At 73.6% G+C, this 17,256-nt stretch carries 15 protein-coding genes and 2 pseudogenes; 10 read left to right on the forward strand and 7 right to left on the reverse strand.

Annotated elements, in window-relative coordinates; genetic code table 11:
* Nucleotides 1-52 precede the first annotated feature (52 nt).
* From KV381_RS21975 to KV381_RS21985, 3 genes and pseudogenes are all read right to left on the reverse strand, one after another.
* A pseudogene (locus KV381_RS21975) lies at nucleotides 53-745 on the reverse strand (GyrI-like domain-containing protein); the annotation flags it as partial.
* Nucleotides 746-907: 162 nt separating this feature from the next.
* A pseudogene (locus KV381_RS21980) lies at nucleotides 908-1,042 on the reverse strand (MerR family DNA-binding transcriptional regulator); the annotation flags it as partial.
* 98 nt (nucleotides 1,043-1,140) lie between these two features.
* Nucleotides 1,141-2,040, reverse strand: coding sequence for an SIS domain-containing protein (locus KV381_RS21985; protein ID WP_030083372.1), 900 nt, complete (start codon nucleotides 2,038-2,040; stop codon nucleotides 1,141-1,143).
* A gap of 152 nt (nucleotides 2,041-2,192) precedes the next feature.
* Between KV381_RS21985 and KV381_RS21990 the strand changes: the two genes are divergently transcribed.
* From KV381_RS21990 to KV381_RS22015, 6 genes are read left to right on the forward strand one after another with little or no spacing between them, the layout of a single operon-like run.
* Nucleotides 2,193-3,446, forward strand: a complete 1,254-nt coding sequence (locus tag KV381_RS21990) for a C45 family peptidase (protein WP_030083374.1) — start codon at nucleotides 2,193-2,195, stop codon at nucleotides 3,444-3,446.
* The gene (locus KV381_RS21995) at nucleotides 3,443-5,161 is read left to right on the forward strand and encodes an ABC transporter substrate-binding protein (protein ID WP_218786063.1); all 1,719 of its coding nucleotides are present in this window, start codon (nucleotides 3,443-3,445) and stop codon (nucleotides 5,159-5,161) included. Before KV381_RS21990 ends, KV381_RS21995 begins: the two co-directional genes overlap by 4 nt.
* A gap of 5 nt (nucleotides 5,162-5,166) precedes the next feature.
* Entirely contained in the window at nucleotides 5,167-6,114 is a 948-nt protein-coding gene (locus KV381_RS22000) for an ABC transporter permease (protein WP_007451777.1), read from the forward strand.
* Complete coding sequence (locus tag KV381_RS22005; RefSeq protein ID WP_086777599.1) at nucleotides 6,111-6,974, forward strand: ABC transporter permease; 864 nt, start codon at nucleotides 6,111-6,113, stop codon at nucleotides 6,972-6,974. Before KV381_RS22000 ends, KV381_RS22005 begins: the two co-directional genes overlap by 4 nt.
* A 6-nt stretch (nucleotides 6,975-6,980) precedes the next feature.
* Nucleotides 6,981-8,042 (forward strand): ABC transporter ATP-binding protein, encoded by a 1,062-nt coding sequence (locus tag KV381_RS22010; protein WP_030083382.1) that lies wholly within the window; start codon nucleotides 6,981-6,983, stop codon nucleotides 8,040-8,042.
* On the forward strand, nucleotides 8,039-8,869 hold the full coding sequence (locus KV381_RS22015; RefSeq protein ID WP_030083384.1) for an ABC transporter ATP-binding protein: 831 nt from the start codon (nucleotides 8,039-8,041) through the stop codon (nucleotides 8,867-8,869). Before KV381_RS22010 ends, KV381_RS22015 begins: the two co-directional genes overlap by 4 nt.
* A gap of 105 nt (nucleotides 8,870-8,974) precedes the next feature.
* Here the strand turns inward: KV381_RS22015 and KV381_RS22020 are convergent, their stop codons facing one another.
* Nucleotides 8,975-9,178 carry a cold-shock protein gene (locus tag KV381_RS22020; RefSeq protein WP_003967102.1) on the reverse strand — a complete coding sequence of 68 codons (204 nt, stop codon included), beginning with the start codon at nucleotides 9,176-9,178 and terminating at the stop codon, nucleotides 8,975-8,977.
* Nucleotides 9,179-9,509: 331 nt separating this feature from the next.
* On the opposite strand from KV381_RS22020, the gene KV381_RS22025 reads away from it, so the two are divergent.
* From KV381_RS22025 to KV381_RS22040, 4 genes are all read left to right on the forward strand, one after another.
* The gene (locus tag KV381_RS22025) at nucleotides 9,510-10,391 is read left to right on the forward strand and encodes a menaquinone biosynthetic enzyme MqnA/MqnD family protein (protein WP_030083389.1); all 882 of its coding nucleotides are present in this window, start codon (nucleotides 9,510-9,512) and stop codon (nucleotides 10,389-10,391) included.
* 276 nt (nucleotides 10,392-10,667) lie between these two features.
* On the forward strand, nucleotides 10,668-12,692 hold the full coding sequence (locus tag KV381_RS22030) for a serine/threonine-protein kinase (protein WP_218786064.1): 2,025 nt from the start codon (nucleotides 10,668-10,670) through the stop codon (nucleotides 12,690-12,692).
* A 72-nt stretch (nucleotides 12,693-12,764) separates the two neighbouring features.
* A complete protein-coding gene (mqnC, locus tag KV381_RS22035; RefSeq protein WP_030083393.1) occupies nucleotides 12,765-13,964 on the forward strand; it encodes a cyclic dehypoxanthinyl futalosine synthase in 1,200 nt (399 codons plus the stop codon).
* A 7-nt stretch (nucleotides 13,965-13,971) separates the two neighbouring features.
* Entirely contained in the window at nucleotides 13,972-14,658 is a 687-nt protein-coding gene (locus KV381_RS22040) for a hypothetical protein (protein WP_218786065.1), read from the forward strand.
* Nucleotides 14,659-14,680: 22 nt separating this feature from the next.
* Here the strand turns inward: KV381_RS22040 and KV381_RS22045 are convergent, their stop codons facing one another.
* From KV381_RS22045 to KV381_RS22055, 3 genes are read right to left on the reverse strand one after another with little or no spacing between them, the layout of a single operon-like run.
* The gene (locus KV381_RS22045; RefSeq protein WP_030083397.1) at nucleotides 14,681-15,778 is read right to left on the reverse strand and encodes a DUF3152 domain-containing protein; all 1,098 of its coding nucleotides are present in this window, start codon (nucleotides 15,776-15,778) and stop codon (nucleotides 14,681-14,683) included.
* A complete protein-coding gene (locus KV381_RS22050) occupies nucleotides 15,775-16,719 on the reverse strand; it encodes a hypothetical protein (RefSeq protein WP_181007926.1) in 945 nt (314 codons plus the stop codon). The genes KV381_RS22045 and KV381_RS22050 overlap by 4 nt, the downstream gene beginning before the upstream one ends.
* A gap of 9 nt (nucleotides 16,720-16,728) precedes the next feature.
* Nucleotides 16,729-17,238, reverse strand: coding sequence for a SigE family RNA polymerase sigma factor (locus tag KV381_RS22055; RefSeq protein ID WP_098026116.1), 510 nt, complete (start codon nucleotides 17,236-17,238; stop codon nucleotides 16,729-16,731).
* Nucleotides 17,239-17,256: the final 18 nt, after the last annotated feature.

Consider the following 17,256-nt stretch of genomic DNA (forward strand, 5'->3'; position numbering starts at 1 on the left):
TCGTCGCGTGCGTACGGGGAAGGGCCGCCGCCCCTCCCCGTACGTCACCGCGTCAGGCCTTCGCCACCGGCTCCTGGAGCTCCGTGACCCACGCGCTCCGGTCCGCCGGGCACTCCAGGTTCACCTCGCGGGTGTAGCCCGTGGAGCGGTAGCCGTTGGCGTCCAGCCAGCGGGCCAGCGTGTGGGCCGTCGGCAGGACGTCGTCCATCGTGCCCCGGTGCACGATCGTCGCCGCCTCGAACGGCGGCAGCTCCACCACCCGCACCCCCGTCTCCCCGACCGCGCCCGCCGGGGTCGACACCGTCACCCCGGCGTGCACCGTGATCGCGCCGCCGCCCCCGGGGGCGTCCTCGTACCGGGCGATCCCGGGACCGGTGGGCCGGAGGCCGGCGCCCTCCAGGAGCGGGAAGAGCCTCTCGTACAGCGGGCCGATCACCGGACCGATGTCCTCCGGCTGGTAACTCGCGGCCGTCCCGGTCAGCTCGGCCACCCGGACCGCCGGAACGGTCTTGATCACAACGTCGTCGGCAGGCATACGCCCCTCGCTCTCGATCGACCGGAGCCTCGCCTCGACCCGGGCCAGCCGCGTCGACGCGGCCGCCACCGCCTCCGCCAGCTCGGCCCGGCGCAGCCGCAGCATCCCGCGCAGCTCCTCCGGGCCCACCTGCTCGTCCAGGACCGCCCCCACCTGCTGGAGGGTGAAGCCGAGGTCCTTGAGCGCGATGATCCGGTTGAGCCGGGCAAGGGCCTCTCTTTCGGATCAGGCCGGGCTCGCGGGACGTGGCACGCCCATCTGCGGCGTTGTCGTCAGTCGCCAACGCTCCGCGTTGACTCCCTCCTCCGCCTTGCAGCTGCACGCACCACGTCCCGCTCCCTGATCCGGCCTGATCCAAAAGAGAGGCCCGAGCTGGGCCGCGCCGTAGCGGCGGTAGCCGGTGGCGGGGTCGGTGCGGTCGGGGTGCAGCAGCCCGATGGCGTCGTAGTGACGCAGCATCCGGGGCGACACCCGCCCGTACCTGGCGAAGTCTCCGATGGTGAACATGATGGCTCCCACTGCACCGCCTCACACGGTGTCAAGGTCAAGGCCGAGTGCGAGCGACGTCGGGGCGGGGGCCCTCGGGCGTGCTGTCGGCCGTGCCGTCAGCCGTGCCGCTTCGGGTCCAGCAACTGCTCGCGCAGGGCTGTCAGCTGGTGCGAGGAGTCGACGGCCCGGTCCTCGTCCAGGGTGGCCAGCGCCAGCAGCAGTGCGTCGGCCACCAGTAGCCCGGTCAGAGACTCCGCCGTTATGCCGGTCGGCGTGTGCGGCGCGGTGAGCACCGCCTCGACCCGGTCCGCGTACGCCTCGCCCAGCTCGTCCGTCACCAGGACCACCTTCGCGCCGACCGAGCGGGCCCGTTCCATCAGGACCGACAGCTCCATCAGCCGCCGCCCCGGCTGGAAGATCACCACCGCGTCGCCCTGCCCAAGGGCCAGCAGCTGGTCCGCCAGGGCGAACCCGGTCTCCGAGACGGCGCGCGCCCGGCGGCCGATCCGGCCGAGCGCCAACGCCAGGTGCCGCGCGCCCGGTTCGGAGGCGGCGACGCCGTAGGCGAAGACCTCACGGGCCTCGGCCAGGACGGCCACGGCCCGCTTCAGGGAGTCCGGACCGGTCAGCCGGCGGGCCTGGTCGATGCGCTCCTGGGCCTCGTCGAAGACATCGGTCCAGATGGAGTCCAGGTCCTGGCCCACATGCGCGATGCGCCGCTTGAGCCGCACCTCGGGCGCGACGGCCGAGGTGAAGTCGTTGGCCAGCTCCCGCTTGAGCGCGGGTAGGCCCGCGTACCCGAGGCGTTGCAGGGCCCGTACGACGGTGGCGTTGCTGGTGGAGCTGGCCGCGCCGAGCTGCTGGGCGCTGGCGAAGAGCAGCTGCTCGACCGGTGCGCTCACCAGGTACTGGGCCACGGCCCGTTCCGAGGTGGACAGATCGTTCCATTGGTCACGAATGGCGACACGGAGGCGCGTCACTCCGGTCTCGTTCTCTGGAATTTCCATTACAAGCATTGACTTCCGTGTGACCGGCGTTACTGTCCTGGGCAGAACGTTCCAAAGGGAACGCATTCTGAAATCGACGTTACAGGACCGTGCCGGCCTCCGGTCTCCGGCCTCCGGTTCCTGTTCGTCGGTCGCCGAAGCGTTCCGTCGCGAGGAGAAGAATGGCACCCCTTCCCACGGAGTCCACCCCCGTTCCCACGGATTCCGCACCCCCGCCCACGGATTCCGCCACCCGGATCCTCCCCGTCATCGAGATCTCCGGCTCCCCGCGGGAGCGCGGCCGGCAGTACGGCGAGGCCGTCCGACCCCAACTGCACGCCGCCCTCGGCTACTACGAGGAGGCGTTCGGCCGCTCCGCCGGGCTCACCTGGGACAAGGTCACCGCCCGCGCCGCCCGCTGGCTGGAGCCCGTACGCGCCTACGCCCCCCACCTCGTGGAGGAGATGCGGGGCATCGCCGACGGCGCGGGCACCGGCCTGCTGGACGTCCTCGCGCTGAACGCCCGCGGCGAGGTCATCTACGACAAGTCCTTCGCCGAGATCGCCGCCGCCGGGGCCGGGGAGGGACCGGCCGAGGAGGAACCCGCCGAGGGCTGCACCTCGTTCGCCGCGTACGGCCCGGCCAGCGGCGACGGCCACGTCTACGCCGGGCAGAACTGGGACTGGCGCGCCGGGGTCTCCGACACCGTCGTCATGATCCGGATCGTCCAGCCGCCCAAACCCACCCTGATCATGCAGGTGGAGGCCGGGCAGATCGGCCGCCAGGGCGCCAACTCCGCCGGTATCGCCTTCAACGCCAACGGCCTCGGCGGCCGGTTCGACGACCGGATCGGACTGCCCCAGACCGTCGTCCGGCGCACCGTCCTCGACCAGGACAACATCGCCGACGCCCTCGACGTGCTCTGCCGCACCCGGGCCCACATCGCCAGCAACGCCCTGCTCACCTGCCGCGAGGGCTTCGCCATCGACCTGGAGACCACCCCCGCCGGACACGGCTGGATGTATCCGACCGACGGCCTGCTGGTGCACGGCAACCACTACCAGGCAGGCATCCCCGCCCCGCTCGCCGCCGCCGGCTACCGCCCGATGTCCTCCGACTCCCTGGTCCGCGTCCCCCGCGCCGAACAGGGCCTGGCCGCCCTGCGCCACTCCACCGGACCCGAGGAGTCCCGGAAGCTGATCCGCCGGGCGATGTCCGACCACCTCGGCCACCCCGAGTCCCTGTGCACGCACCCCGACCCGCGCCGGCCGGCCGTCGAGCACTGGACCACCCTCGTCTCCTCTCTCGCCGACCTCACCACCGGCGACTACCACGTGACCGCCGGAACCCCCTGCGACCGCGCGTACCAGCACCTTCCCTGGAACCTCTACGACGGCCCGCACGGCGGCCCGGAACCGACAGGAACCCAGCCATGACCCACCGCACGCCCGACACCTTCTGTCCGCCCGCAGCCGAAGGCCACGCCGTACCCGCCGCCGCTCCCCGCCGCGCCGCGCGCCGTACCGCCCCGGTCGCCGGAGCCGTCGTCGTCGCGCTGCTCGCCGCCGGATGCAGCGGGGCCACCAAGCCCGCCGGCAGCGGCTCCGCCGCCGACGCCTCGCGGCTCACCCTCACCCCGACCACGGCCGTTGCCCAGGGCGAACTCCCCGAAGCCCGCTGGCTCCTGGAGGACGAACCGGACTCCCTCGACCTGGACACCCAGGGCTCCAGCGCCGGCCGGGTCGTCCTCACCAACGTCTGCGAACGGCTCTACCAGCTCCAGCCGGACATGACCACGAAGCCGTTCCTCGCCGAGAGCGTCGAAACGCCCGACGACACCACCCTCGTCCTGAAGCTCCGCTCCGGCGTCACCTTCCACGACGGCACCCCGATGACCGCCGACGACGTGCTCTGGAGCCTTCAGCGGCACGCCGACCCGGACATGGAGCAGGGTGACGAATTCGAGAACGTCGCCTCCATGAAGAAGACCGGCGACCGCGAGATCACCCTCTCCTTCAAGGCCCCCGACGCCCTCTTCCTCAAGGCGCTCGCCGGGGACGCGGGCATCGTATGGAACAAGGAGCAGGTCGAGAAGGCGGGCCGGGACTTCGGCACCCCCGGACAGCCCGACGCCTGCACCGGCCCCTACCGGCTGGCGAACTGGAAGTCCGGCGACTCCATCACCATCGAGCGGTACGACGACTACTGGGGCGACAAACCGCTGACGAAGCGCGTCACCTTCCGCTGGGCCACCGACAGCGCCCTGGTCAACGCGCTCACCACCGGGGCCGCCGACGGCGCGTACGCCGAATCGCCCAACACCGCCGCCGCCCTCGACGGCAAGAAGGGCATCACCCAGTACTACGGCCCCTCCACCTCCTCCCTCGTCCTCATCCCCACCGCACGCGGCGGACTGAAGGACCCGGCCGTGCGCCGCGCGCTCTCCCTCGCGCTCGACCGCAAGGGCATCGCCGCCTCCGGCTACGGCGGGATGGTCCAGCCCTGGTCCACCCCGGTCGGCTCCGGTGCCTGGGGCTACGAGAAGCCGGTCTTCGAGGCCGCCCAGCGGGCCGCCGACCCGGTCGCTCCCGCGAGCCCCGACGCCGAGGACATCGCCGCCGCGAAGAAGCTGGTGAAGGACTCCGGCGCCGACGCGGCCACCCCGATCGTCATCGGCACCGACGCCAGCCAGGGCCGCACCGTCGTCGCCAACGCCGTCCGGGCCGCCCTCCAGCGGATCGGGCTCACCGGACAGATCAAGACCGTGCCCACCGCCCAGTTCGAGCAGTTCTACAGCGACCCCGAGGCCCGCAGCGGCATCGACGTCCTGGTCGGCGACTGGTACATCTCCAAGGCCGACCCGATCGGCTTCTACGACAACGCGCTCACCGGCTCCTCCAACAACTGGGTCGGCTTCGCGGACCCCGCCTACGACGCCACGGTCAAGAAGGCGCTCGCCACCCTCGACGACGCCGAGCGCGCGAAGCTCGCCGCCGAGGTCCAGAAGAAGTTCACCGACGCCGCCGTCTGGATCTCCGTCGCCCAGGTCCCGTCCGTCCTCGTCCTCGACGAGAAGCTCACAGGACCGCCCGCCTCCATGGCGTACCTCTACTACCCCTGGGCCGCCGACCTCGGCGCCAAGAAGGGCTGACCGCGATGCTCGCCCGGATCTCCCGGCGGCTGGCCGGACTGCTGGCCACCCTCCTCGCCGCCTCCTTCGTCATCTTCGCCGCCGTGTACGCGGCCCCCGGCGACCCCGCCGTCTTCCTGGCCGGCGGCCGCGACAAACTCACCCCCGAGAAGCTGGAGCTGGTCCGGGCGCAGTACCACCTCGACGAACCCCTCGTCGTGCAGTACGGCCGCTGGCTCGGCGACTGCCTCCAGTTCGACCTCGGCCGCTCCTTCAAGTACAGCGACCAGGTGGCCGACCTGCTGATCGCCCGCTTCCCGACCACCCTGGCCCTGGTGGCGTACGCGACCGTCCTCTTCGTCGTCCTCGGCGTCGGCGCGGGCATCCTCGCCGCCGTCCGCCGGGGCACCTGGATCGACTCGGCCGTGGTCGGCGGTACGACCCTGGCGGCCTCGGTCCCCTCGTTCGTCTCCGCCATCGCGCTCGCCGCCGTCTTCGGCGTCCAGCTCGGCTGGTTCCCCGTCACCGGGGGAGGCGAGGGCTTCACCGGCACCCTGCACCATCTGACCCTGCCCGCCCTGGCGCTGGCGCTCGGCGCGCTCGCCATCATCAGCCGGGTCACCCGCCAGGCGATGGCCGACGCCGGGGCCGCCGACCACGTGGAGGCCGCCCGCTCCTCCGGCATCCCGGAGCGCGAGATCGTCCGCCGCCACATCCTGCGCAACGCGCTCGGCCCGATCGTCACCATGTGCGGTCTGGTCATGGCCGGGATGCTTGCCGGCACGGTCGTCGTGGAGACCGCGTTCGGCATCAGCGGCATCGGCTCGCTGCTCGTCGGCGCGATCAACACCCACGACTTCCCCGTGGCCCAGGCGGTCCTGCTGCTCATGGTCACCGGTTACATCGTGGTCACCACCCTCGTCGACCTCGTCCACCCGCTGCTCGACCCGCGTGTGAAGGAGGCCGCCGTATGACCGCCCCGACCCTGGCCCCGACCTCGACCCCGGCCCCGGTGAAGATCCCGGCCGCGCGCCGTTCCTACGGGGCGGTCCTCGCGGGCGCGGTCCTCGGCCTGGTGGTGCTCGCCGCCCTCCTCGCCCCGCTGATCGCCCCGTACGCCCCCGACGCCATCGACCTCTCCGCCTCGCTGGCCGGGACCACCGGCGACCACCTCCTGGGCACCGACTCCTCCGGCCAGGACCTGCTGTCGCGGGTGCTGTACGGGGCCCGCACCAGCCTCGTCGCCCCGGCGCTTCTGCTCGCCATCGCCGCTGTGCTCGGCATCGCGCTCGGCACCCTGGCGGCCTGGCGCGGCGGCTGGGCCGACACCGTCATCTCCCGGCTCACCGACGTCATGTACGCGTTCCCGGGACTGCTGTTCACCGTGCTGATCATCGCGGTCTTCGGCGCCGGAATGACCACCTCCGTGCTGGCGCTCGGCCTCGCGTACACGCCGACCGTCGCCAAGTACACCCGCTCGGTGGCCATCGGGGAGCGGCGCAAGCCCTACATCGACGCCTACCGCGTCCAGGGCATGGGCGGCCTGCGGATCTGCGCCTTCCACCTCGTCCCCAACCTCGGCCGCTCCGTCATCGGCTATCTGGTGGTCCTCTTCGGCGAGGCCCTGATGTCCCTGGCCACGCTCTCCTACCTCGGCTTCGGCGCCCAGCCGCCCAGCTCCGACTGGGGGCTGATGGTGCAGGAGGGGCAGGCCGCCGTCGTCCAGGGCGCGCTGCTGCCCGCCCTGGTGCCCGGCATCGCCATCGCCCTGGTGGTCGTCTCCTTCAACGTCGTCGGGGTTCGGGCCGCCGACCGACTCGCCAACGGGAGGTAGCCGCCCATGCCATCCGCCTCAGCGGGACACGCCACAGCGGCCCCCGCCGCACCGGGAAGTGACACCGTGCTCCTCGACATCGACCGCCTCACCCTCCGCCTCCCCGGCACCGCCCGGCCTGTCCTGGACCAGGTGTCCCTGCGGGTCGCGAGCGGCGAAGTCGTCGGCCTGGTCGGCGAGTCCGGCTCCGGCAAGTCCACGACCGCCAAGGCGGCCCTCCGTACGCTCCCCGAAGGGACGGCCCTCGACGGTTCCGTACGGGTGGCGGGCCGCGACGTCCTCGCCCTGCGCGGCGAGGAACTGCGCGCCCACCGGGCCCGGACCGTGGCCCTGGTCCACCAGGACCCGCGCGCCGCCCTCAACCCCGTCCGCCGCATCGGCGACTTCCTCGTTGAGCGGCTCGCCGCGGCCGGGACCGGGGTGACCGGAGCGGCGGCCCGGGGCCGCGCGGTCGAGCTGCTGGACGCCGTCGGGCTCGACGAACCGGAGCGCCGGGTCCGCCAGCGCCCGCACGAACTCTCCGGCGGGATGCTCCAACGCGTCGTCATCGCCGGGGCGCTGGCCGCCGAGCCCCGGCTGCTGCTGGCCGACGAGGCGACGAGCGCCCTTGACGTCACCACCCAGGCGGAGATCCTCGCCCTCCTGCGCACCCTGCGCGCCGAACGCGGCCTCGGTCTGCTCTTCATCACCCACGACCTGCACCTGGCCGCCGCATACTGCGACCGCGTGTACGTGATGTACGCGGGCCGGGTCGTCGAGGAGCGGACCGCGGGCGACCTGTTCGAGCGGCCCCGCCACCCCTACACCCGGGGTCTGCTGGCCTGCTCGCCGACGCTGGGGGAGGGCCACCGGGAGATCCGCCCGATCCCCGGGAAGCCGCCGTCGCTGGCCGACGCCTTCGCGGGCTGCCCCTTCGCGGAGCGCTGTCCGGATGTCGAACCGGAGTGCGCGACCTGGCGGCCCGAGCCGGTGGCCCTCGCGGACGGCGGTACGGGCTCCGCCTCCTGCCGCCGGCTGCCCGAGCTCGTCCCCGTACCGCAGATACCGAAGAAGGGTGCCGACCGATGACGATCCCCGCAGGGCAGGACCCCGCGCCGCTGCTCGCGGTCGAGGGGCTGCGCAAGACGTACCCGCTGCCCGGCAAGGGCCGTCTGACCGCCGCCGACGGCATCGGCTTCACCGTCCCAGCGGGCGGTTCGCTCGGGATCGTCGGGGAGTCCGGCTCCGGCAAGACGACCGTGGCCCGGATGCTGGTGGGCCTGGTCCGCCCGGACGCCGGAACGGTCCGGGTCGAGGGGCGGGCCCGGGGGCTCGCCGCCCCGCGCGGCGGGGCGGCCCGGCTGGCCCGTGCGCGGGAGATCCAGATGGTCTTCCAGGACCCCTACCTCTCGCTCGACCCCCGGCTCACGGCCCGCCGCTGTCTGACCACGGCGCTGCGGCTGCACGGGCGGCCGACGGGGCTGGCCGACCGGCTGCTGGACCGGGTGGGCCTCGGCGAGCGCGAGGCGGAGGCCCTGCCGCACGGGCTCTCCGGCGGACAACGGCAGCGGCTGGCCATCGCCCGCGCGCTCGCCGTCGACCCGAAGGTGCTGGTCCTGGACGAGGCGGTGGCGGCGCTCGACGTGTCGATCCAGGCCCAGATCCTGCACCTGCTCGACGGCATCCGCCGGGACACCGGGGTGGCGCTGGTCTTCGTCAGCCACGACCTGGCGGTGGTGCAGCACATCACCGACGAGGTCGTGGTGATGCGACGGGGAACGGCCGTCGAACAGGGCCCGACCGCCGAGGTGCTCGCCGACCCCCGCGCCCCCTACACCCGGCTGCTGCTGGCATCGGTGCCGCGCGCCGGCTGGGACCCGGCCGACGCGGTCGCCGCCCGGTCCGCCGTGGCCTGACGGATCCCGTCGTACACAGGCAGGAGCCCCGTTCCTCCGCCGAAGCGGGGGAGCGGGGCTCCTTGGGTACTGCTCTGTGCGGCCGCGATCGACCGACCCGGGCAACTAGGCCGGGGTGACGTTCTCAGCCTGCGGACCCTTGGGTCCCTGAGTGACGTCGAAGTTCACGACCTGGTTCTCCTCGAGGGAGCGGAACCCGGACGCGTTGATCGCGGAGTAGTGAACGAAGACATCCGGGCCGCCGCCGTCCTGGGCGATGAAGCCGAAGCCCTTTTCAGCGTTGAACCACTTGACGGTTCCGGTAGCCATAAGCCCTCCTTGGGCCAAAGGGTTGCCCTGCTCCAGAACCTGCAAACAAGTCTGAAAACTACAAAAGCCTGCGGGTTACATGCTCCGCAGGCTCTGTACTGCAAGGGAAACCAAACTGCAACTTGCGGGCGAGCCTAGCACGCGGTCTCTGGAGAGCGGTAGAGGGAAAGATCACTTCACCCGAATGTTTGACCGCCCCGTCGGGCGTCCGGCGGAAGGCCGTACGAGAGCCTTCCGAAGAAGGCGCGGAGCGGCGTGCGGGCGGGGGCGCGGGGCGGGGCGCGCGGGCCCCGGTGGTGCCGGTGGCCGGATGCGGGTCTAGCCTCGCGATGTGGACAATTCAACCGTCTCCCCCCGCGAAGGCGACGACGACCGTCGCAGCCGGCCCCGCGTCGGCCACATCCAGTTCCTGAACTGCCTCCCGCTGTACTGGGGCCTGGCCCGGACCGGAACCCTGCTCGACCTGGAGCTCTCCAAGGACACCCCGGAGCGGCTCAGCGAGCAGCTGATCAGGGGGGATCTGGACATCGGCCCGGTCACCCTCGTGGAGTACCTGCGCAACGCCGACGACCTGGTGGCGTTCCCGGACATCGCGGTCGGCTGCGACGGACCCGTGATGTCCTGCGTGATCGTCTCCCAGCTGCCGCTGGAGCAGCTCGACCGGGCCCGGGTGGCGCTCGGCTCGACCTCCCGCACCTCGGTGCGGCTGGCCCAGCTGCTGCTGGCCGAGCGCTACGGCGTCCGGCCCGACTACTACACCTGCCCGCCCGACCTGGGCCTGATGATGCAGGAAGCGGACGCCGCCGTGCTGATCGGCGACGCCGCACTGCGTGCCAACCTCCACGACGCCCCCCGGCTCGGGCTCCAGGTCCACGACCTGGGCCAGATGTGGAAGGAGTGGACGGGGCTGCCGTTCGTCTTCGCCGTCTGGGCGGCCCGCAAGGACTTCCTGGCCGCGCACCCCGAGACGGCCGCCAAGGTCCACGAGGCGTTCCTGGCCTCCCGGGACCTCTCGCTGGAGGAGGTCACCAAGGTCGCCGAGCAGGCCGCCCGCTGGGAGGCCTTCGACGCGAAGGTGCTGGAGCAGTACTTCACGACGCTCGACTTCCGCTTCGGCCCGGACCAGCTGGCCGGCGTCCGTGAGTTCGCCCGCCGGACGGGACAGGACACCGGCTACCCGGCCGATGTCCGGGTGGAGCTGCTCGGCGGCTGAGCGGAGGCCCGGGAAAGGGCGGGAATTCCCTTTCCCGTTCCTGGGCAGGGAATTGACGGCAGGGCGTCGGAACAACACATTCGCGCCTTTCCCCGGGGCGAAATGATCCCCTCCTGACCGGAGAGGGGGGAATGGTCCGGCCGTTTCCCGGTGACCGAGCCGGTGGCGCCCCCTAGGCTTCGGTCCGGGTCCGGACCGTCCACCGGGATTCCGGAGCGCCCACCGGGATTGCCGTCCACGGGTTCACCGTCCGCAGGGTTCACAGGGGGAGTCCATATGCAGCCGCTGGAAGCGGGCGAACCGCACACCATCGGTGCCTACCGGCTGCTCGGCAGGCTCGGCGCGGGCGGCATGGGCCGGGTCTATCTGGGGCGCAGCGCGGGCGGCCGTACGGTCGCGGTCAAGGTCGTCCACCCCCACTTCGCCCTCGACGAGCAGTTCCGCGCCCGGTTCCGGCGCGAGGTGGAGTCCGCCCGGCGCATCGGCGCCCAGTGGACGGCCCCGGTCCTGGACGCCGACCCGGACGCGCCGGTGCCGTGGGTGGCGACCGGGTACGTCGCCGGCCCGCCGCTCTCCCAGGCGATCACCGAGCACGGCCCGCTGCCCGAACACGCGGTGCGCACCCTGGGCGCGGGTCTCGCTGAGGCCCTCGCGGTCGTCCACGGCCAGGGCATCGTCCACCGCGATGTGAAGCCGTCCAACGTGCTGCTCGCCCTCGACGGACCCCGCCTCATCGACTTCGGCATCGCCCGGGCCCTCGGCGCGACCGTCTCGCTCACCTCCACCGGGGTCTCCGTCGGCTCTCCCGGCTACATGGCGCCCGAGCAGATCCGGGGCCGGGACGTCTCCGGCGCGGCCGACGTCTTCTCGCTGGGCGCGGTCCTCGCGTACGCGGCGACGGGCGCGGCCCCCTTCCCGGGCGACTCCTCCGCCGTCCTCCTCTACAAGGTGGTCCACGAGGAACCCGAACTGGGCGAGCTGGAGGGCGAGCTGCGCGAGGTGGTCGCGGGCTGCCTCGCCAAGGACCCGGCGGACCGCCCCGCCCCGGCCCGCCTCGCGCGCGCACTCGCTCCCGAGGGGGCGGCGGCGATGGTGGCGGGCGGCTGGCTGCCGGGCCGGCTGGTGCGCGAGGTCAGCCGGTCCGCGGTGGCCCTGCTCGACCTGGAACCGCAGGACGCGCCGGTGCAGTCGGGTCCGGTGCCGTTCAGCAGCGCGTCGCTGGGCGCGGGGGCCGGGCCCCGGCCCTGGCCGGCGGAGGCCGCACCGGGCCGGCCCGGCGAGTTCGGCCCGCCCGCCCCGAACCCGCGGGAAGCGCCGTACGGGCCACCGCGTCCGCAGGAAGCCTCGCAGGAAGCGTTGCGGGAAGCACCGGGCCGGACACCACACCCGCAGGAAGCACCGCAGGCGGCGCCGCAGGACGATGTGCCGTACCGGACACCGCACCCGCAGGACGACGCGTACGGCACGCCGCATCCGCAGGACGACTACGGGACGCCGCCCCCGCCTCCGCCCCCGATTCCCCCGCGCGCCACGCCCGCGCCCACCGCACCCCCGCCCCCGGCGCACGCCGGGACCTACCGTCAGGGCGGCGACGGCACACACGGCACGCACGGCGCGAGCGGCCTGCCGGGGCAGCGCACCGGCGACCCCCGCCTCTCCCTGACCGTCAGCGCCGAGAACCGGCCGGCCACCGGTGAGCGCCGCGGCCGCCGGGTCAGCTGCACGGTCGCCCTGGCCGTGGCCGGCGCGCTCGCGGTCGTCACCCTCGGCACGGGCCTGCTCGACGGCCTCTTCCCGGGCGGCGACGCCGACCAGGACCGGGGCAGCGACGCCGCGGCGACCCCGTCGAGGTCCGTCTCCCCGCCCGCCTCCGGGAAGCCGTCGCCCGCCGAGTCCGACGACGCCGCGAGCGAGGCCCCGGCGGCCGCCCTGCCGAAGGCGTACGTCGGCACCTGGAAGGGCCCGGTCACCGAGAGGACGACCGGCCAGCCCCACGGCACCCTCACCGCCGTCTTCACCGAGGGGAAGCGCGGCGAGCAGGTCGTCCGGATGAGCACGACGATCTCCCAGCTCGGCATCACCGTCACCTGCAACAGCGTCGGCACCCTCGCCTCCGGCACCGCGAAGGAGCTGAACATCCGCGAGGCCACCGACCCGGACCGCCCCAGCACCCCCGGCCTCTGCACCAGCACCGAGGCCGACCTGGTCTTCCGGCTGGCCGGCGACGGCACTCTGGACTACCGCTCGAAGGAACGCGCCGCCGGTCTCCCGTACGGGAAGCTCACCAGGTCCGGCGGCTGACGGCGCACCGGGCTGGCGTACGCTGGATCGGTCCGAGGATCCGTAGAAAAACCGCCGAAAGGTGACAGCCCGGTGACCGAGAAGGCCGACCTTCAGCCCGTCCTCGACCGAGCCGCCGAAGGCGGTCGGATCACCCCGGAGGAGGCGCTCGACCTCTACCGGTCCGCGCCGCTGCACGCGCTGGGCGCCGCCGCCGACGCCGTACGCCGCCGCCGCTACGCCGGTACGGAGCACATCGCGACGTACATCATCGAGCGCAACATCAACTACACCAACGTGTGCGTGACGGCCTGCAAGTTCTGCGCCTTCTACGCCCCGCCCAAGGCCACCGACAAGGGCTGGACCCGCGACCTCGACGACATCCTGCGCCGCTGCGCGGAGACCGTGGAGCTGGGCGGCACCCAGATCATGTTCCAGGGCGGCCACCACCCGGACTTCGGCGTGGAGTACTACGAAGAGCACTTCTCCGCGATCAAGAAGGCGTACCCGCAGCTGGTCATCCACTCGCTCGGCGCCTCCGAGATCGAGCACATGGCCCGGATCTCGAAGGTCTCCGCCGAGGAGGCCATCAGCCGGATCCACGCCGCCGGGCTCGACTCCTTCGCCGGTGCGGGCGCCGAACTGCTGCCCGCCCGGCCGCGCACCGCCATCGCCCCGCTCAAGGAGTCCGGCGAGCGCTGGCTGGAGATCATGGAGATCGCGCACGGCCTCGGCGTCGAGTCCACCTCCACCATGCTGATGGGCACCGGCGAGACCAACGCCGAGCGCATCGAGCACCTGAAGATGATCCGGGACGTCCAGGACCGCACGGGCGGCTTCCGCGCCTTCATCCCGTACACCTACCAGCCGGAGAACAACAAGCTGAAGGGCCGTACGCAGGCCACGCTCTTCGAGTACCTGCGGATGATCGCCATCGCCCGGCTCTTCCTCGACAACGTCGCCCACATCCAGGGCTCCTGGCTGACCACCGGCAAGGAGGTCGGCCAGCTGTCGCTGCACTACGGCGCGGACGACCTCGGCTCGATCATGCTGGAGGAGAACGTCGTCTCCTCGGCCGGGGCCAAGCACCGCTCCAACCGGCTGGAGATCATCGACCTGATCCGCAAGGCCGACCGCGTCCCGGCCCAGCGCGCCACGACGTACGAGCACCTCGTCGTGCACGACGACCCGGCGAACGACCCGGTCGACGAGCGCGTCGTCTCGCACATCTCGTCCACCGCGATCGAGGGCGGCACGGCCCACCCGGAGCTGAAGCTCCTCAGCGCCAACTGATCCTGCCGTGCTGACGATTCACGCCGCGCCCCTGGTCCTCCCGGTGGGCGCGGCGGCCGTCGCGGACGGGGCGGTCGCGGTGGACGGCGACCGGATCGCGGCCCTCGGCCCGTACGAGGAGGTCGCCGCCGCGTACCCGGCCGCCCGCATCCGCCGCTGGCCCGGCCTCCTCACGCCCGGACTGCGCCAGGACCGGGCCCGCGAGCTGCTCACCCGTTGCTACCACCCGGACCCGCGCGAGGCCGAGGAGCTGGGCGGACTCCCGCTGTGGGGCGAGGACTTCGAGCGGCTGGCGGCGACGATGGACGCGACCCGGCGGGCCGGCAGCGTCCGGCGCGGGCTCCAGCGGATGCTGCGGCACGGCACCACGCAGGTGGCGGGCCCGTTCGGCGCGGACGACCCGGCGCTGCGCACGGCCGTCGCCCGGTCGGGGCTGGTCGTCCGGGCCGCGCCGCCTGTGCCCGTACGGGACGAGCCCGGGGAGCCTTCGCCCGTACGTGACGGGGTGCCGGACCTGGACCCCTTCGCGGCGGGCGGCGATCTGGCCCGTACAGCACACGGACCGCTGACCGTGGGCGGCCGGGCCGACCTCGCCGTCTTCGACGTGCCCGACGAGGCGGCGCTGTACGGCGGAGGCCCCCGGCCCTGCGTGGCGACCGTGCTCGCGGGGCGGCTCGTGCACCGCGAGCGCTGAGGCCGGGCTTTCCGGCGGGGCGTCAGGGCACCTTCGGGCCGCCCAGATAGCGCCCCTTCGCGTCGTACGGCCAGGCGTTGGCGACGCAGCCCTTCAGCCCGTCGATCTGCTGCATCATCGCGGGCGCGGGGCGGCCCTTCCCCGGGCAGGTCTCGTGGCCGTGCCCCAGCCAGTGGCCGACCTCGTGGTTGATGATCAGCGCCCGGTACTCCGCGACGGGCCCGTCGAACTGCGGCGAACCGAGCTGCCAGCGCTTCAGGTTGACCATCACCTTCTCGCCGCCCCGGCAGTTGACCTCGCCGCGCGTGTTCAGGCCGTACGCGCCGCACATCCGGTCCGTGGTCGCCGGGGTGGCGATCCTGATCACCAGTCCGGCCGAGCCGTCGGCGACCTGGCGGAACGAGCGCTCGCCGCCGTGGCTCCAGCCGCGCGGATCGGCGAGCACGGCGGCGATGCCGGCGGCGGCCCGGTCCGGGTCGACGCCGATGCCGTCCTCCACCTCGACCCGGTAGGCGCTGCCCTTGCCCTTCGGCGTGACGCCCGCGCGGGCCACGGTGAACGTGCCGGGACCCGATGCGGGGATGTCCTCGGCCTTGAGGCCGTCCGTCTCCTCCTCCGCCTCCTCGGTGGCGGACGGGGTCGGGGTCGGCGGGGGAGTGGGCTCGGGGGCGTCCTCCAGCGGTTCGGACGCGTTGTCCGGTCCGGCCTCCGGCGCCGTACGGGACGGGGCCGGGGCGGCGTCTGCCGGGCCGCCGCCGTTCTGCCAGGGGCGGCCGACGAGAAGCGTCGCGCCCGCCGCCACCGCGAGGGTCAGCACGGCGAGGCCGACCGCCCGGCGCCGGTTCCGCCGCTGACGCCGGACCCGGTTCCGTGCCGCGGACCGGGAACGGGGAGCGGACCGCGAGCCGCGCCGGGAGCCGTTGCGAGAACTGCGCCCCGAGCCGCCCCGGGTACCGCTCCCCGAGCCGTCCCGGGAGTCGTCCCCGGAGCCGCTCCTCGGACCGCTCCCGGTCCGTTCCGGCGTCCGGGGCGGTGGCACGCGCAGCCGGAACGTGTCCTCGTCGCCGTCCGGTCGCCCGTACGCGGGCGGCAGCGTGCCGGTCGTGCGGCGGCGCGTCACGAGGCGGCCCCGCTCCACGCCGCCGGGTGCTCGTCCGCGTACGCGATCAGCTCCCGGAACCGCAGGTCCTGGGCGACCCGCACCAGGTCGCCCGCGGTGACGGCCGCACCGTCCGCCCCGGACCGCGCGGGCGCGACGGACAGCGCCACCGTGCTGCGGCCGGACCGGTAGTGGAGCGAGACCTCCGTGCCCGGCCGGTCCGCGACGGGCTGCCGGTACGCCTGCGCGGGCGTGCCGTCGTCCAGGGTGACGGGCTCGCAGGTCAGCCCCTTCTCCGGGAGGTCGCGGCAGGCGGGCTCGGGGCTCCCCGGATCCCGGCGCACGGTCAGGCGGACGGTGTGCACGATGCCGTCGCGCCGCCCCTCGTAGCTCCCCGGGCCGTCGCCGACGGGCCGGACGGTCCCGACCGACACGGGCAGCAGGGAGCCCAGGGTCCGGGCCGTCTGCCGCCGGAAGTCCTCCAGGCGCTGGGCCTCCTGGGGGCCGAGCCCGGGCGGGACCGACAGGGACGGCTCGGGCGGCACGGCCGCTGACTCCGTCGGCACGGGGGTGGCGGTGGGGCTCGGCATGTCGGTGGGGTGCTCCGTACGTCGGGGGGACGGGGTGGGCGTGGTGGCGGGCAGGGAGAGGGACGGACCGGCGGGCGTGACGGGTTCCGGGCCCGGCCCGGCCGACAGCCAGGGGCCGAGCACGGAGAGGCCCAGGGTCACGGCGGTGACCGCGACGAAGGCGCCCGCGACCGCGAACGCCCGGGCCCTGGCCCGCCGCCGGTGGCCCTCCCGTACGGCGTCGGCGACCAGATCCGGCTGGAGGGACAGCGGGTCGACGGTCCGCCGCAGGGCGTCCCGGAACAATTCCTCGTCCCGGAGCAGCTCTTCGCTCCGGCGCGGCTCTTCGTCGCGCGTGCGGGGCGACGGGCGCTCGTACGGTTCAGGGGTCATGACCGGCCCTCAGCTTCCGGTGGAGTAGAGCTGGACGTCGCCCATCCGGGCGCGCAGGCGGAGGAGCGAACGCGAGCACTGGCTCTTCACCGTCGACTCGCTGCACCGCAGCAGCGAGGCCACGGTCTCCACGCTCAGGTCGTCCCAGTAGCGCAGGACGACCATCGCCCGTGCCCGGGGCGGGAGTTCGGCGAGCAGGGCGAGCAGCGTGACCCGGAGGTCGGCGCCCGGTGCGGGATTGGGCTGCGGGCGGGGCGCGTTGCGGCGGTGGGCGAGCAGATCGCGTACGGTGCGGCGGCGTTCGGCCACGAAGGTGCGCACCAGCACGGTCTTGGCGTAGGCGTCGAGGTTGTCCGCCCGGCTCGCCCCGCGCCAGTGCTGGAACAGCTTGGCGAGCGTCGTCTGCGTCAGGTCCTGCGCGCCCTCGACGTCTCCGCACAGCAGGTAGGCCGTCCGGTACAGCCGGCGCTGCCCGGCCCGGGCGTACGCCTCGAACGCGGCGCGCTCGCCGTCCGCCATGGCGGGCTCCGCCCCTGC

The organism is Streptomyces sp. WY228 (assembly GCF_019287315.1).
Taxonomy (GTDB): domain Bacteria; phylum Actinomycetota; class Actinomycetes; order Streptomycetales; family Streptomycetaceae; genus Streptomyces; species Streptomyces caviscabies.

Bases quoted from the DNA above. Each gene is read 5' to 3' on its own strand.
- KV381_RS22020 (WP_003967102.1), bottom strand. From the start codon at position 9,178: ATGGCTACCGGAACCGTCAAGTGGTTCAACGCTGAAAAGGGCTTCGGC.
- KV381_RS22015 (WP_030083384.1), top strand. From the start codon at position 8,039: ATGACGATCCCCGCAGGGCAGGACCCCGCGCCGCTGCTCGCGGTCGAG.
- KV381_RS22000 (WP_007451777.1), top strand. From the start codon at position 5,167: ATGCTCGCCCGGATCTCCCGGCGGCTGGCCGGACTGCTGGCCACCCTC.
- KV381_RS21990 (WP_030083374.1), top strand. From the start codon at position 2,193: ATGGCACCCCTTCCCACGGAGTCCACCCCCGTTCCCACGGATTCCGCA.
- KV381_RS21995 (WP_218786063.1), top strand. From the start codon at position 3,443: ATGACCCACCGCACGCCCGACACCTTCTGTCCGCCCGCAGCCGAAGGC.
- KV381_RS22050 (WP_181007926.1), bottom strand. From the start codon at position 16,719: ATGACCCCTGAACCGTACGAGCGCCCGTCGCCCCGCACGCGCGACGAA.
- KV381_RS22005 (WP_086777599.1), top strand. From the start codon at position 6,111: ATGACCGCCCCGACCCTGGCCCCGACCTCGACCCCGGCCCCGGTGAAG.
- KV381_RS22030 (WP_218786064.1), top strand. From the start codon at position 10,668: ATGCAGCCGCTGGAAGCGGGCGAACCGCACACCATCGGTGCCTACCGG.
- KV381_RS22010 (WP_030083382.1), top strand. From the start codon at position 6,981: ATGCCATCCGCCTCAGCGGGACACGCCACAGCGGCCCCCGCCGCACCG.
- KV381_RS21985 (WP_030083372.1), bottom strand. From the start codon at position 2,040: ATGCTTGTAATGGAAATTCCAGAGAACGAGACCGGAGTGACGCGCCTC.
- KV381_RS22055 (WP_098026116.1), bottom strand. From the start codon at position 17,238: ATGGCGGACGGCGAGCGCGCCGCGTTCGAGGCGTACGCCCGGGCCGGG.